The organism is Arthrobacter sp. DualSoilB13, from assembly GCF_055389195.1.
Map to the genome: position 1 here is coordinate 2,323,446 of NZ_AP035865.1, position 15,470 is coordinate 2,338,915.

At 61.0% G+C, this 15,470-nt stretch carries 14 protein-coding genes; 5 read left to right on the top strand and 9 right to left on the bottom strand.

Translation table 11 applies throughout. The annotated features are described in order from the left end of the window. The first annotated feature begins 148 nt into the window (after positions 1-148). The 3 genes from ACZ5J0_RS10605 (at position 149) to ACZ5J0_RS10615 (ending at position 3,365) form a co-directional block, all read left to right on the top strand. Positions 149-943, top strand: coding sequence for a peptidylprolyl isomerase (locus ACZ5J0_RS10605; RefSeq protein WP_208095845.1), 795 nt, complete (start codon positions 149-151; stop codon positions 941-943). Between the two features lie 66 nt (positions 944-1,009). Next, complete coding sequence (locus ACZ5J0_RS10610) at positions 1,010-2,650, top strand: DUF349 domain-containing protein (protein ID WP_464093089.1); 1,641 nt, start codon at positions 1,010-1,012, stop codon at positions 2,648-2,650. A gap of 103 nt (positions 2,651-2,753) precedes the next feature. Then, positions 2,754-3,365 carry a hypothetical protein gene (locus ACZ5J0_RS10615; RefSeq protein ID WP_142939064.1) on the top strand — a complete coding sequence of 204 codons (612 nt, stop codon included), beginning with the start codon at positions 2,754-2,756 and terminating at the stop codon, positions 3,363-3,365. 22 nt (positions 3,366-3,387) lie between these two features. Here the strand turns inward: ACZ5J0_RS10615 and ACZ5J0_RS10620 are convergent, their stop codons facing one another. The 9 genes from ACZ5J0_RS10620 to pdxT all read right to left on the bottom strand — a co-directional run bounded on the left by ACZ5J0_RS10620 (position 3,388) and on the right by pdxT (position 13,266). Further along, complete coding sequence (locus ACZ5J0_RS10620; RefSeq protein WP_024816847.1) at positions 3,388-5,781, bottom strand: RelA/SpoT family protein; 2,394 nt, start codon at positions 5,779-5,781, stop codon at positions 3,388-3,390. A 165-nt stretch (positions 5,782-5,946) separates the two neighbouring features. Next, entirely contained in the window at positions 5,947-6,942 is a 996-nt protein-coding gene (secF, locus tag ACZ5J0_RS10625; protein ID WP_142939063.1) for a protein translocase subunit SecF, read from the bottom strand. Then, the gene (secD, locus tag ACZ5J0_RS10630) at positions 6,942-8,693 is read right to left on the bottom strand and encodes a protein translocase subunit SecD (RefSeq protein WP_142939062.1); all 1,752 of its coding nucleotides are present in this window, start codon (positions 8,691-8,693) and stop codon (positions 6,942-6,944) included. The genes secF and secD overlap by 1 nt, the downstream gene beginning before the upstream one ends. 114 nt (positions 8,694-8,807) lie before the next feature. Then, positions 8,808-9,191 carry a preprotein translocase subunit YajC gene (gene yajC / locus ACZ5J0_RS10635; RefSeq protein ID WP_024816850.1) on the bottom strand — a complete coding sequence of 128 codons (384 nt, stop codon included), beginning with the start codon at positions 9,189-9,191 and terminating at the stop codon, positions 8,808-8,810. Between the two features lie 143 nt (positions 9,192-9,334). Further along, a complete protein-coding gene (ruvB, locus tag ACZ5J0_RS10640; protein WP_024816851.1) occupies positions 9,335-10,411 on the bottom strand; it encodes a Holliday junction branch migration DNA helicase RuvB in 1,077 nt (358 codons plus the stop codon). Beyond that, positions 10,404-11,048 carry a Holliday junction branch migration protein RuvA gene (gene ruvA / locus ACZ5J0_RS10645; RefSeq protein WP_142939061.1) on the bottom strand — a complete coding sequence of 215 codons (645 nt, stop codon included), beginning with the start codon at positions 11,046-11,048 and terminating at the stop codon, positions 10,404-10,406. The genes ruvB and ruvA overlap by 8 nt, the downstream gene beginning before the upstream one ends. Positions 11,049-11,161: 113 nt before the next feature. After that, a complete protein-coding gene (gene ruvC / locus ACZ5J0_RS10650) occupies positions 11,162-11,740 on the bottom strand; it encodes a crossover junction endodeoxyribonuclease RuvC (protein WP_464093090.1) in 579 nt (192 codons plus the stop codon). Positions 11,741-11,805: 65 nt separating this feature from the next. Next, complete coding sequence (locus ACZ5J0_RS10655; protein ID WP_166840600.1) at positions 11,806-12,561, bottom strand: YebC/PmpR family DNA-binding transcriptional regulator; 756 nt, start codon at positions 12,559-12,561, stop codon at positions 11,806-11,808. Positions 12,562-12,564: 3 nt separating this feature from the next. Then, positions 12,565-13,266, bottom strand: coding sequence for a pyridoxal 5'-phosphate synthase glutaminase subunit PdxT (gene pdxT / locus ACZ5J0_RS10660; RefSeq protein WP_142939058.1), 702 nt, complete (start codon positions 13,264-13,266; stop codon positions 12,565-12,567). A 102-nt stretch (positions 13,267-13,368) separates the two neighbouring features. Between pdxT and ACZ5J0_RS10665 the strand changes: the two genes are divergently transcribed. Both ACZ5J0_RS10665 and ACZ5J0_RS10670 read left to right on the top strand, forming a co-directional pair. Then, a complete protein-coding gene (locus tag ACZ5J0_RS10665) occupies positions 13,369-14,700 on the top strand; it encodes a Mur ligase family protein (RefSeq protein ID WP_142939057.1) in 1,332 nt (443 codons plus the stop codon). Continuing rightward, positions 14,697-15,467 carry a type 1 glutamine amidotransferase gene (locus tag ACZ5J0_RS10670; protein ID WP_464093091.1) on the top strand — a complete coding sequence of 257 codons (771 nt, stop codon included), beginning with the start codon at positions 14,697-14,699 and terminating at the stop codon, positions 15,465-15,467. The genes ACZ5J0_RS10665 and ACZ5J0_RS10670 overlap by 4 nt, the downstream gene beginning before the upstream one ends. The last annotated feature ends 3 nt before the right edge of the window (positions 15,468-15,470 follow it).

Below are 15,470 nucleotides of genomic sequence, written 5' to 3' on the forward strand. Positions count from 1 at the left end.
CCTTTCGGCGTTTACAGGGCGGACGACCAGCCGGTCATGCATAAACTATGTGCGGCAGCCAGTTTATGCTTTCCGCGCGTGCACATCTAATGCAGCATGCCCGGTTCCTGTCGGCCGCCACCAAAAGTGGACACAATCAGGAGGACTCTTGGCAACAAGGTCGCGGGATGACCGCGAAGCGAAACGGCGCATCAGGCAGATGGAAGCCAAGCGTGCCCTGCGGCAGGAACAGGGCAAGCGACGCAAACGCGACAACACCATCGCCGCGAGTGCAGCCGGCGTGGCGGTTGTGTTGGCCGTAGTGCTGCAACTGACAGTCTTCAGCTCCAACCCCACCGAGGCGGAGTTCGCCGCTGCCGAAGCAGGGCTCAGCTCACCGTCCGCTTCCCCGGCAGCATCGAACAGCGCCGACGTACCCGGCCCGGAAACGGCTGCTGGAAAGACCTTCACCGGCGAACTCGCCTTGAACAGTGGCGTACTCGGCATCGAACTGAACGGAACTGCGGCTCCGCAGGCTGCTGCCGTCTTCAAGTCCCTCAGCGACGCCGGCTACTACAAGGGAGCGTTCTGCCACCGGTTGACCACATCCGAAACATTCGGACTCCTTCAATGCGGCGCCAAGACCGAAGACGGGTCCGAAGACGGAAATTACCGGTGGGGCCCACTGGAAAATACTCCCGCGGACAATAAATACCCCGCGGGGACGATTGCCGTGGCACGTACCGGCAACAACGCTTACGGCAACGGACACCAATTCTTCATCGTCTACAAGGACACCACCATTCCGGCTGACACTGCCGGCGGTTACACCGTGGTGGGTAAGGTGACCAGCGGCCTGGACGTCGTTGCCAAGATTGCGGCAGCAGGCCTTAAACCCGGTGAAAACGCCAGCGACGGCGCCCCTGTGGCACCTGTCACGATAGACTCGTTTTCTCTGAAGTAACCAGCTCCAGGCCCGGCCCGGAGTGCATTACCTGAGCAGTTCCCTCCAAGCGAAAGACTTTTAGCGGTGACAGACAGTCAGAAATCCGACGAAACAGCAGTAGTGGCCAACGAAGAAGCCGTCGAGGCAACCGGCAACAACGGTTCCGGCGCGCCGGCTCCCGGGGAGAATGCTTCAGCCAGCGAGGCACCTCAGGCAGACGCAGCCGCTCCAGCCGACGAGGCAGCTCAGGTGGCTGGGGAAGCTCCGGCCGACGACGCAGCCGAGTCAGCTCAGGCAGCCGAGGAAGCTCCGACTGCCGGGGAGATCACGGAGGAAGCGCCGACCGCCTCGCCCGCAGCACCGGCTGCTCCTCGTCCGACGCCGTCGCCGGCGCCCTCCCCCGCTGCTTTCGCTGCCCGCCCCAAGGCTCCCGCCGCCGTCGTTCCTGCTGCACCCGCGGTTTCCGCGGCCTCGCTCGCCGAGGCAGCCAAATGGGGACGCGCCGAGGGTGACGGCCATGTGTTCCTGACATTGGACGGCGAAGAAATCGCCGTTGGTCAGTACCCCGGCGTCAGCAAGGACGAGGCACTTGGCTACTTCGCCCGCAAGTTCGACGACGTCATTGCGCAGGTTGTTCTGCTCGAACACCGCGTGGAGTCAAAGGCCCCTGCCACGGACATGCAGAAGACGGTCACACACTTGCGTGAGCAGCTCGCGGAGCGCAACATGGTGGGCGACATCCGTGCTGCCGAGGCCCGCTTGGATGCTCTGTCAGCCCAGATCGTTGAACTGGAAAAGTCGGAGAAAGCCGCCCACGACGCAGTGCGCGCCAGTGAGCTCGCAGCACGCGAAGCAATCGTTGCCGAAGCTGAGACAATAGCCGGTCAGGACCCCGCGCAGATCCAATGGAAGACCTCCAGCGCACGAATGAACGAGTTGTTTGAAACGTGGAAGGCCGCGCAGAAGAGCGGGGTCAGGCTCGGTCGCAGCAACGAAGATGCTCTGTGGAAGCGCTTCCGTTCGGCTCGGACGGTCTTTGATCGTCACCGCCGCGCCTACTTCTCCCAGCTGGACAGCAATAACTCCGCTGCAAAGTCCGCCAAGGAAGCCCTCATCGCAGAGGCCGAAGCACTCTCCACCTCCACTGACTGGGGATTCGCCGCAGGCGAGTACCGCCGGCTGATGGACCAATGGAAGACCACTCCTCGGGCAAGCCGCAAGGACGATGACGCACTGTGGGGCCGCTTCCGCGCCGCCCAGGACGTCTTCTTCAGCAACCGCCAGGCCGCCAATGACCAGATCGACCAGGAATACACGGCGAATCTGGTCGTGAAGGAACAGTTGGTGGCTGAAGCGCAGGCACTCCTGCCCATCAACGACCTCAACGCTGCCAAGAAGGCCCTCCAGTCAATCCGGGACCGATGGGAAGATGCCGGCAAGGTTCCCCGCGCCGATATGGGCAGGATCGAAGCCGGGCTTCGCAAGGTTGAAGACGCTGTCCGTGAGGCCGAGGAAGACAAGTGGCGCCGGAGCAACCCGGAAACCAAGGCCCGCACCAACAGCGCCTTGTCACAGCTCGAATCAGCCATTGCGGGCCTCAAGGACGATCTGGAGAAGGCTGAAAAGGCCGGCGACCAGCGCCGGATCAAGGCCGCGCGCGAAGCCCTGGAAGCACGTCAAGCATGGCTCGATCAGATCCAGCGCTCCGCCAGTGACCTCGCTTAGCGATTTCTGAGAAGGCACTTTTTCTGCAGGCTCCGCCCCGGGTTATCCACATAACCCGGGCGGAGCCTGTACTCGTAAGGTGGCCACGCGGAATGATCGGTGAATGGTCCTCGCTGTTACCGCCCCCCAATTGCAGGAGCCGGTCATATCCGAGCTCTATTCCCCCAGCCGCATCTTCTCGTGGAACGAACTGCAGGGCATGGCATTCGATGGCATCCTGCTGCCCCTCTACGGGAAGAGTTATGCCTCACCTGGTGTGACTGTCACCCACCGCCTCAGAGCCCGCGCAGCGGCCCTTACACTCCCGGAACGCATCCGAACCAAGGTTGTCGCCGGTCGGCTCACAGCAGCGTGGATTTACGGTTGCGCCAAAGCACCCGAGCACCTGTCTCTGCTGGTTGACGCGAAACACCGCATCTCCAGCATGCGGGGCAGCATCGCATGCACCCTGCACGAAGTCCGGCTAGGTCAGATGGACGTCGTCAGCCTGGGAGGAATGCTGGTCAGCAGCCCGCTTCGGACCGCAGCTGACATCGCCCTCCATGTGGAAACTGACCGGGCTCTACCTGCGCTGAAGCGTCTTCTGGCACGGGAAGAGCTCGGCATCAAGCTCCGGCTGCTCGTTCTGGCCGTCGAAGCGAGTCCGCGCGTCCCTCACAAGAGGCGGGCCCTGGCCACCCTGGCTCAACTTGCCTCACCAGAGCCCGCTAGCTGAGACCCTGACAGCTGAGACCCTGTTAGCTGCGCCTGCGGTTTCCAGTGGTCCTATAGACGTCGAAAACTCCGTCGATCCGGCGGACGGCGTTCAAGACGTGGTGCAGATACTTGGGATCACCCATCTCGAAGGCAAATTTCGAGATTGCCACCCTGTCACTGGAGGTATGCACCGACGCTGCCAGGATGTTGACATGATTCTCGGACAAAATGCGGGTGACATCCGACAAAAGGGACTTCCGGTCCAGGGCTTCTACCTGAATTTCCACGAGGAAAACACTGGACTGGGTGGGTGCCCACTCAACTTCAACAATTCTGTCCGGCTGGTCCCGGAGACCCGACACATTGGTGCAGTCCGTCCGGTGGACAGAGACTCCTGAACCACGGGTCACAAAGCCAAGAATGGGATCCGGCGGTACCGGGGTGCAGCACCGGGCCAGCTTGACCCAGACATCGCCCACACCCCGCACAATGACGCCGGAGTCAGAGAACTTCGACTTCGCAACCTGGGTGGGGATACTGACTTCGTCCAGGTCTTCGTCGGGTGTCTCATGACCGCCCAGGTGCTCAACGAGCTTTTCCATGACCGACTGAGCTGACGTGTGCCCGTCACCTACGCCGGCGTACAGCCCGGAAATGTCAACGTAGTGGAAGTCCTCTGCCACGGCGGACAAAGCATCGTGCGTCATCAGGCGCTGCAGGGGCAGGTTCTGCTTGCGCATGGCCCGGGTCAGCATGTCCTTGCCACGCTCAATCGCTTCTTCGCGGCGTTCCTTGGTGAACCACTGGCGAATCTTGTTGCGTGCACGGGCAGATTTGACGAAGTGCTGCCAGTCCTGGCTGGGGCCGGCGCCTTCTGCCTTGGAGGTGAAGATCTCAACCCAGTCGCCGTGGTTGAGCTCGCTGTTGAGTGGAACCAGCTTCCCGTTGACGCGGGCGCCGATGGTTCGGTGGCCCACCTCGGTGTGCACAGCGTAGGCGAAGTCCACAGGAGTTGACCCGGCCGGAAGGGCCATGACCTCGCCCTTGGGGGTGAAGACGAAGACTTCGCGGGCGTTGATCTCGTAGCGAAGTGAATCAAGGAATTCTCCGGGATCGGAGGTCTCCTGTTGCCAATCAACCAGCGACCGCAGCCAACCCATGTCACCGTCACGCGGGCTGCCGGGGCCCTGTGCGGTCCGGTTGGGTTGATCCTTGTACTTCCAGTGGGCTGCCACACCGTATTCTGCACGCCGGTGCATCTCGTGGGTGCGGATCTGAATCTCCACGGGCTTGCCGCCGGGGCCAATCACGGTGGTATGCAGGGATTGGTACATGTTGAACTTGGGCATGGCGATGTAATCCTTGAACCGGCCCGGAAGCGGGTTCCACCGTGAATGCAAAGTCCCCAGCGCGGCATAACAATCTCGCACGGAATCCACCAGAACCCGCACGCCCATGAGGTCGTTGATGTCGTCGAAGTCCTTGTCGCGGACGATCATCTTCTGATAAATCGAGTAGTAGTGCTTGGGCCGGCCTGTGATGGTCGCCTTGATCCGAGCGGTCCGAAGGTCATCAGCGATCTGGTTGCGGATGACGCTCAGGCTCTTTTCGCGTTCTGGAGTGCGGTCGCCCACCATTCGCACGATTTCCTCGTACACCTTGGGGTACAGCGCTGCGAAGGAGAGGTCTTCAAGTTCCCACTTGATGGTGTTCATACCCAGGCGATGCGCCAGGGGTGCGAAAATCTCCAGAGTTTCGCGGGCCTTGCGTGATGAGGACTCCGCGGAAACGAAACGCCAGGTCCGCGCATTGTGGAGGCGGTCCGCCAGCTTGATCATCAGGACGCGAATGTCCTTGGCCATCGCCACGACCATCTTACGAACGGTCTCAGACTGGGCAGCCTCACCGAAACTGACTTTGTCCAGCTTGGTGACACCGTCCACCAACATGGCAACTTCGGGGCCGAAGTCCCGTGTCAGGTCAGCCAGTGTGTACGGGGTGTCCTCCACGGTGTCGTGGAGCAACGCAGCCGCCAGGGTTGTCCCTGTCATACCGAGTTCAGCCAGGATGGTGGCCACTGCCACCGGATGGGTGATGTAGGGATCACCACTCTTGCGCTTTTGTCCTTGGTGGCTCTGCTCTGCCACCGCGAAGGCGCGTTGGATCAGATCGAAATCCTCTTTGGGATTATTTGCCCGGACTGTACGCAGCAGTGGTTCCAAAATGGGCGAGTAAGGAGCAATGCCCCGGCCCGTCAGGCGGGCAAGCCGGGAGCGGGTGCGTTCCCTCCGCCCCGGAAAGGTGGGACGCACGCCGGGAGCATCGACCGGAACCGCAGCAGCAGTCCGTCCGGGCACACTCGTTGCCGGAACTGCCACAGCTTTGCGGCTGTCATCCCCGCCCGCCGGTGGTGCCGACGTCGCACGTTCTTCCACAGAAGTACCCCTCACAAGCGATTTAATTCTCCCAGTCTATTCCCGCAGGTGAATCCTTCTGCAACCGGGCAGCACATGACGATGACACGGGCAAGTCAAAGAGCCGGCCTCCGCACTGATGCGGGGACCGGCTCAAGGCAACCCAACTAGCTGTTCGGGCTAAGTTCAGACCTGGACTGTGGCTTCATTCCTGCGGTGAGCCACCTTCTTGGCTTGCTTCACCAGTTCAGGCTCGCCCTGCCGCAGCCAAGCGTACAGCGGTGCGGCGATGAAAATCGTGGCGGCAGTACCGATGAGGATGCCCACGAACAGTGCCAAGGACAGGTCCCGCAGCGTGCCGGCACCCAGGAGTCCGGCCCCAATGAAGAGGATCGCCGCAACCGGAAGGATAGCCACCATCATGGTGTTGATGGAGCGGACCAACGTTTGGTTGACAGCCAGATTGACCTCTTCGCTGAACGTGCGGCGCGTTGACGTGGAAATGTCCGCGGTATTTTCACGGATCTTGTCGAAGACCACCACTGTGTCGTACAGCGAGTAGCTGAGGACGGTCAGGAACCCGATGATTGCCGACGGCGTGACTTCAAAATCGCTCAGCGCGTAGACACCCGCCGTGGTGAACATCGTGACGAGCATGCCAACAAGTGCGGACAGCGACATCTTCCAGGTTCGGAAGTACAGCGCCATCAGGACAGCGGCCAACCCAACAAAGACCACCAAACCAATAAGGGCTTGACGCGTCACGTCCTGGCCCCAGGTTGGTCCCACGAAGTTGGACGTTACCTCGTTCTCGGTCACCCCGTAGGCGCTTGTGAGACCGTCTTTGATGCGGTTCGTCTCGTCGTCGGTCAACTGGTCCGTTTGGATGCGCATGGTGTTGCCTGCCACGTTGGCAACGCGCGGGATGGCTCCGGGCACGACGTCATGAACAGCCTTCTCGCCGAGTGCCGCATCCGTGGTGCTCACGTTTGAAACAGTGAATTCGGAACCGCCACGGAATTCGATTCCGAGGTTGAAGCCGCCCTTGGCGACAGGAACCAGGATGGAGAGCGCTACGGCGACCGCAGCGATGATGAACCAAATCTTCTTCGACTTTACGAAGTTGTACGAGCGCTTGCCCGTGTAGAGCTCATGGCCGAAGGTTGCGAAGCTCGTAGTCATTACTTCTCCTCCTTGGTGCCGTTCGAAGTACCAGTGAGCTGGCCCTTCTCGGCAAGGCGCCTCTCGGCAATGGTCATGCGACGTTCGGCTTCGGCAGCCGCACCGGTGTTGCGCGGGCGGACCACAGCAGGCTTTTCGTCCGGCGTGCGTAGCCGGCCGGCGCCGCGGTAGAGCGGAACTGCGCCGAGACGGTCGGGAGAAAGCCCGGAGAAACGGTGTCCTTCACCAAAGAACTTGGTGCGGGCCAAAACCTGCAGCATGGGGTGCGTAAACATGAACACCACCAGAAGGTCGGCCAGGGCGGTCAGGCCAAGGGTGAAGGCAAAGCCGCGGACGTTGCCAACAGCAACGAAGTAGAGGACCAGGGCCGCGAGGAGGTTGACGGCCTTGGAGGCCAGAACTGTCCGTTTGGCACGCTTCCAGCCGTTCTCGACAGCGGAAACCAGTCCACGGCCCTCGCGCAGTTCATCCCTGATGCGCTCGAAGTAGACAATGAACGAGTCCGCGGTCTGGCCGATGGCCACAATCAGACCAGCCACACCGGCCAGGGACAGACGGTAGTTTTCCGTCCACCCGAGGATGGCGATCGCCAGATAGGTCAGCACACCCGCCACCACAAGGGATGCGATGGTCACGAGCCCAAGGGCACGGTATTGGAAGAGCGAGTAGACAACAACAAGCAACAGGCCGATCATCCCTGCAAGCAAGCCGAGGCGAAGCTGGTCGCCACCCAGCGTCGCGGAGATCTGCTCTTGTGACTGGATCTCAAAGCTGATGGGCAGGGCGCCGTAGCGGAGTTGATCGGAGAGGGCCTTTGCCGACGCCTGGGTGAAGTTACCAGTGATCTGGGGCTTTCCATCAGTGATCACAGCCAAGGCGCGCGGAGCGGAAAGAACTTTGTCGTCCAGGACAATGGCGAACTGTGACTTTGGATCATCAGTACCCTGGGCCTGCGCCGCAGCGTAGAACTGGTTGAGGCGTTCGGTGACTGCTTTGAACTTTGCGGTTGCATCCGCGTTGAACACGATGTTCACGCCCCAGGAATTGGTCACGGAGCCCTGAGCGCCCTGAACCTGGGTAAAAGTGGAATCGCTGATGTCCTGGCCTTTGACCTCCACGGGCCCAAGGATGTACTTGATGGCCGGAGTCTTGTCCGTGGCTGCCTCGCAGGTGACCAGCGGTTTGGCGGGATCCGAACGATCACGTTTTTCCGGTGACGGGTTCACACAGTCAAGCGCTTCGAATTCCCGGACAATGTCCGCGGTGACCCAGTTGATGTCGCTGGCATTCGCCGGCTCCGCCGTGGGCTTGGGAAGCTGGTCCTCAGGTGTGCGCTGCTCCGCAGGAACGGCTGCCGGGTCGCCATAAGTGATGACTGGGCGGAAGTTCATGTCAGCCGAAGCTTGAATGAGGTCGCGGGTCTCCTTGGAAGGCGTACCCGGAAGACTGACCACAACGTTCCGGCCGGACTGGGTGCTAATTTCAGCTTCGGCAACACCGGAGCCATCCACACGCTGCCGGATGATGGCTACTGCCTGGTTGAGTTGCTCCTCATTGATCTCGCTGGAACCCTCTACCCGGGGGGCCAGAATCATCTGGGTTCCGCCCTCGAGGTCCAGAGCGAGCTTGGGAGCCCAACTGGCGTTGCCAGTCACTACTCCGCCAGCCAGGACAGCGGTTAATACAACGAAAATTGCTCCAAGCCAGGTCAGCACCCTGCGGGCTGAGTTTTTGGGGCCGGTCCGTGCCATTATCGATCTTCCTGTTATCGCCGGACAGCCGCCGGCCGACGCTGGTAAGCGTCTGCCGGCGGCTCTCCGCTGCCGTAGAAGTTGCCTTGCGCGGTGTCGCCGCGACTGACGGTGCTAGTTGTCCTTCTTGTCCTCTTTGTTGAGGCGCGCGATGGTTTCTTCCGGGGTCTCGACGGCGGCAGGAGCTTCCGTCTGCGCGGCGGTCAGGGATGACGCATCATCCGGAACAACGGGCGCTTCCTCGGGGGTGGTCTCGACCACCTTGGTGACAGCCTGACGGTGAACCGTTGCCTGGTTACCCGGCGAAAGCTCAATCACGACTTTGTTCTCGGCTTCGTCGATGGACACGATGCGGCCAAAGAGACCGAAGCTGGTCATGACGTCAACCCCGGGAGCGAACTTTGACTGCATCTCAGCCTGCTGCTGCTGGGTCTTCTTGTTGCGGCGGAACATCATGAAGACAAAGAGTCCCAACATGACGAACAGCAATATGGTCATTGGATCCACAGGGAAGTTCCGTTCTGTACTTACGTTTTGGTTCACGGCAACGTCCCTGGCAGATCCGCAGAGCGGGCATGGATCAAGGACTCGAACGTGCCGAGCGTCATACCAGTCTAGTGGGAAAAGCTGAACAGAGGGTGTTAACCCACGGTATCCACGCTTTCGGCGTGGTTTTCATCCTCACCAAACAGTGCCAGTGTCTCCTGACCGAACACCCCGGCCGGGACGGCGTAGCCAAGGTGCGTCCAGGCGGACGCCATCGCGATCCGGCCCCGCGGAGTGCGTCCCAAAAGACCCTCACGGACCAGGAACGGCTCAGCCACGGTCTCCACCGTCTCGGGTTCTTCCCCCACGGCGATAGCCAAAGTGGACAATCCCACTGGACCGCCGTTGAACTTGGTGATCAGGGCTTCAAGAACGGACCGGTCAAGCCTGTCCAATCCACGCTCGTCTACTTCATACATATCCAGAGCCGCTGAAGCTGAACGTGCATCAATCTGCTCAATGCCATGAACCAGTGCCCAGTCACGGACACGGCGCAGCAGTCTGTTGGCGATACGTGGCGTTCCCCGGGACCGGCCCGCTATCTCCGTAAAGCCCGCAGAGTTGACCTTCAGGTCCAGTAGGCCCGCGGAGCGCCGCAGGACGAGCTCGAGTTCGGCGACGGAGTAGAACTCAAGGTGCCCGGTGAATCCGAATCGATCCCTCAGAGGCCCCGGAAGAAGCCCAGCTCGGGTTGTTGCGCCCACCAAGGTGAAAGGTGGCAGTTCCAAAGGAATGGCGGTTGCACCAGCGCCCTTGCCCACCACAATGTCCACGCGGAAGTCCTCCATGGCCATGTACAGCATTTCTTCCGCCGGCCTGGACATGCGGTGTATTTCGTCGAGGAAAAGGACCTCCCCCTCCGATAGGGAGGAAAGGATGGCGGCAAGATCTCCCGCGTGCTGGATGGCCGGGCCGCTGCTGATACGCAACGGCGCGTTCATTTCCGCTGCGATGATCATGGCAAGGGTTGTCTTGCCTAGTCCTGGCGGCCCTGACATCAGCACGTGATCGGCGCTGCGGCCACGCATTTTGGATGCCTCGAGTACCAATGCCAGTTGTTTGCGGACCCGATGCTGTCCCACGAAATCGTGCAGGTTCTTGGGCCGGAGTGCGGCTTCAATGACCCGCTCTTCCGGTTCCTCTCCCCCGCTGACGAGTGACTGCTCAGCCACGGCTGCCTACACGATTGCCTGCGCGCGCCCCATCCTGACCCAACCAACGCAGCGTTGCCCGGAGGATTTGGGCCACGTTTCCTGCGTCCACGAGTTCCGGGGAGTCGGCCATTGCCTTGTCGATGCTGCCGTTGGCGTCCTTCTCGGACCAGCCCAAGCTGGTCATGGCTGCGACAACCTGCGGCTTCCATTCGGCGTTTGGGGCAGCGGCGGGCGCAGTGCCTGTGCCGGTCCCGTGGGGAACCAACTTACCGGCGAGCTCAAGGACAATCCGGCCGGCCACCTTGGGACCGATTCCCGGCACCTTGGTAAACGTCTTGCTGTCTCCAGTGTGCGCCGCCACCCGGATGGCCTCCGGTTCATGCACGGCAAGGACGGCCAAGGCCAGACGTGGCCCTACCCCGCTGACGCTGAGCAGGACATCAAAGACTTCCCGTTCGTCGTCGTCGGCGAAGCCGAACAGTGTCAAGGAATCTTCACGGACGATCATGGACGTGAAGAGCTTGGCTTCTGTTCCTGTCTTGAGGTGGCTCAAGGTCTGCGGCGTGGCAAAGACACTCATTCCCGCACCGTTGAGGTCGATGACAGCGGTGGACAAACCAACGTGGGCTACCGTTCCACGGAGAAAACTGATCAAGACCCGGCTCCTGAAATACTGCCTGCTCCGTTGCCGCAATACTGTGTCAATACTGCGGCCAAAGCGGACTATCCGAACATATCTACGAATACCCTAGCAAGGCGAGCCGACAATCACCGTGCGCGGCGCGCTTTTGCTTCCGCGTCAGCCCATGCTTTTTGGGCGGGAGTGAGACCGCCCTTACCGTTCGCGCCGGTAGCTGAACCCATTCCACTACCTGCGCGCCATGCATGGGTCAGGGCAAGCGCGAGAGCGTCCGCAGCATCAGCAGGCTTCGGTGGAGCATCCAGGCGCAGGATCTTGGTAACGAGCTTGGTCACTGCATCCTTATTGGCCGTGCCGCTGCCTGTTACCGCGGCTTTGACCTCCGACGGTGTGTGCAACGCGACGGGGATGCCACGGCGTGCGGCCGCAGCGATGACGACGCCCGAAGCCTGGGCCACACCCATGACCGTGCTGACGTTCATCTGCGAGAAAACACGCTCGACGGCGACGACGTCCGGCTGATGCAGGTCCAGCCATTCATCAATGGCTTGGGCAATGACCAGCAGGCGCTTATCCAGAGTGAGCTCAGCAGAGGTCCCCACTACCCCAACGGCCACCATGGTGGCCCTGCGGTTCCTTTCAATGTCCACCACACCTATACCGCAACGGGTGAGGCCCGGATCGACTCCCAATACGCGAAGAGTCAAGTCCGGGCCTTCCTGGTGGCTGTGAAGCTGCTAAATGTCAAAATGACGCGCTGCGCCGTGGCCGGCTATTCGGCGTCGAGGGCAGCCTGGACTTCCTCGCTGAGGTCCGCATTGCTGTAGACGTTCTGGACATCGTCAAGATCTTCCAGGGCATCCACGAGTTTCATGAACTTCTTGGCGCCGTCGACATCCAGTTCCACCTGCATGGAGGGAACGAACTCGGCTTCATCTGTCTCGTATTCGATGCCCGCTTCTTTCAGGGCGTCGCGGATGGCCTGAAGATCAGAGGGTTCGGAGTGGATCTCCCAGTTCTCTCCGCTGTCTTTGACTTCTTCGGCTCCGGCATCGAGGACCGCCATCAGGATGTCGTCCTCGCTGAGGCCGTTCTTGGGCAGGACCACAACACCCTTGCGGGCGAAGAGGTAGCTCACGGAACCGGGATCGGCAATGGTGCCGCCGTTGCGGGAGATTGCAAGGCGCACCTCGGATGCAGCGCGGTTCTTGTTGTCCGTCAGACATTCGATCAACAAGGCCGAACCCTGGGGACCACGAGCCTCGTACATGATCTCGGTGTAGTCCACCACTTCGCCGGTGAGGCCAGCGCCGCGTTTGATGGCGCGGTCGATGTTGTCATTGGGAACCGACGTCTTCTTGGCCTTCGTGACGGCAAGTTCAAGTCCCGGGTTGCCGGCGAGGTCCGGACCACCCATGCGGGCAGCAACTTCGATATTCTTGATCAGTTTTGCGAACGACTTTGCACGCCTGCCGTCAATGATGGCTTTCTTGTGCTTGGTGGTCGCCCATTTGGAGTGGCCTGACATGCTTTACGCTTCTCCTCTGATCATTCGAATAAAGAGTTCATGCACGCGTTTCTCTCCCGTCACTTCCGGATGGAAGGAGGTGGCCAGTAGTTGACCGGAACGCACTGCAACAATTCTAGCCACTCCGTGCAAAGTAGCCGTGTGGCTGGCGTGGTCGGGGTCAACCTGGGCAAGGACCTCCACGCCCGGACCTACGCGTTCCACCCAGGGGCCCCGGATAAATACAGCGTGAACGGGATCCACACCGGACTCCCCTGCGCTGAATTCAAGGCCCCTGAAATCCAGGTCGGTCTCGAAGGACTCCCGCTGGCGGCCAAAGGCATTCCTGCGCACGGTGATATCCAGCCCACCAAAGGTCTGCTGCGGATTTCCGTGCAGGTCAGTTGCAGGGTCCGCGATTTCATCGGCCAACAGGATCATGCCGGCACAGGAGCCGTAGACCGGCAGGCCGTCCGCGATCCGCTTTTGAAGTGGATCACGGACTTCGAAAATCCGGGAGAGCTTGTCAATGGTGGTTGATTCGCCGCCGGGGATGATCAAGCCGTCAATGTCGTCAAGCTCTGACGGGCGGCGTATACCCACGCCGGTGGCGCCAGCGGCCTCTACAGCGTGGATATGCTCGCGGAAGTCGCCCTGAAGAGCCAGCACGCCGATCCGGAGTCCTGAACCCACGCGCGACGAAGCGTCAGAAAGGGGGTTGGTCATTCGACCATCATAGAGGCCCAGGCCATATGGCGCTGTCAGCGTTGACCAAGCCCACACGCGAGGTAGCCGGTTCCATGCCCTGACTGGGATATATTACAGAGCATGCTTTCCTTCAGCGTTCCCCTCGGCAAGCTGGTCCGCACACTGTCCCGGCTCCGGGGCGGAGGCTCAGCTTTTCCCGGCTTGGTGGTTGAGAAAATCGATCCCGGCTTCATGCAGCGAACGCTGGCTTCGCTCCCCCTGGGCGTAGCCGTGGTCAGCGGCACCAACGGCAAGACCACCACCACCAAGATGGTGGTGGAACTCCTTGAAAGCCAAGGCCTGAAAGTCTTCACCAACCGCAGTGGCAGCAACTTCACCCGTGGGGTGGCCGCTTCGCTCCTGGGTGATGTGGACTGGCGCGGTCGGCTGGACGCAGACATTGCCATCCTGGAATTGGACGAAGCCCATGCCGTGCACTTCGTCAACAAGGTTGAGCCGCGGTACAGCCTCCTGTTGAATGTCCTCCGCGACCAATTGGACCGCTTCGGGGAAATTGACAAGACCGCCCGGCTGCTGGAGCACATCGCCTCCAAGACCACCGGCACAGTTGTCCTCAACCGGGAAGACCCACGCGTCGCCCGGATTGCCAACGCCATCAATACCCTCGATGCCGTCCACCACCCCGAAGTCCGATACTTCGGCCTCGACGAATCTTTGCGCAGCACCTTCCCCAACGACGACGAAATGCGCACCACGGCAATCGGCCCGTCCCCTTCGGGCACTTCCGTTGCCGCTGAAACCGGTGAGGATGTAGATCTGCCGGCAGCCGACGTCGTACTCAGACGCGTTGGAGCCCAGGACGCCGACTTTGAGTTCGACGGCGAAACCGTCACCACAACGATGAAACTACGCGGCGTGTACAACATCTTCAATGCAGCGGCGGCTTTGTCCCTGGCGAGGTCCGTCTTGGGAACCGGGCCCGTTGATACACCTAAGCTCGTGAAGGCTTTGGGAGAAGTTGCTCCCGCGTTCGGGCGCGGTGAGAGCCTCACCGTGGACGGACAGCCTCTGGAGCTGGTGCTCGTGAAGAACCCCAGTGGTTTCCGTCTCGGGCTGAAGTCCTTCCCCGCCGGCGGCTACGCCACCATGATCGCCATCAACGACAACTACGCCGACGGCAGGGACATGTCCTGGCTGTGGGACGTTGAATTCGACTCCCTGCGCGAAGATGGCGTGGAGGTCCTCACCGGCGTTCGCGCCTACGACATGGCGCTGCGTCTGCAGTATGACGATGTTCACTTCGGAGTGGTCGAACCGGACATCACGGCGGCCCTGCGAACGTTCATCGACGGCTCGCGAGGTAAGCCAAAGCGCGTTTTCTGTACCTACACTTCCATGCTCGCCATTCGCCGCGAACTGGCCAAAATCACCATAGTTGAGGTGGTCTCATGACCTCGGACGTACAGCCCACGCCGCACGCAACGCCGGAAGTACAGCCCAGCAAGGGGACCATCCGCGTTCTCCAGCTCTACCCGCGCGAAATGAACATCTACGGTGACTGGGGCAACGCCCTGGTCCTTAAACAACGGATCAAGTGGCATGGCTACACTCCGGAGCTTCTCGAGTACAACGTGGGCGACGACTTTCCGGACGACGTCGACATCATTGTGGGCGGAGGCGGGCAGGACAGCGGCCAGTTGGTGATCCAGGACGACCTCCAATCGCGTGCCGGCCAGCTGAAGCAGCTGGCGGACGAGGGCGCTCCCATGCTGGTGATCTGTGGGCTCTACCAGCTTTTCGGGAAGTTCTTCAAGACCAGCACGGGCCCTGTGATTCCGGGCATCGGCATCCTTGACGTGGAAACCCATGGTACTGACGAGCGCCTCATTGGCAACGTGACCATGAAGTCCACTGAGTTCGGCGACATCCTTGGCTATGAGAACCACAGTGGGCAGACTACGTTGGGGCCCGGCGTCGAGCCATTAGGCACGGTGACAAAAGGCGCAGGCAACAACAGCAAGGACGGGCACGAGGGCGCCCGTTACAACAATGTTGTAGCGAGCTACCTGCACGGTTCGTTGCTCCCAAAGAACCCGGCCATTGCGGACTTCCTGATCCGCACAGCAGCCGAACGCAAGTTCGGCAGCTTCGTGCCAGGAAAGCCCGACGACGATTACGCCCGCCTTGCGCGCGAACACGCAGCCCGCCGGCCGCGGTAGCCG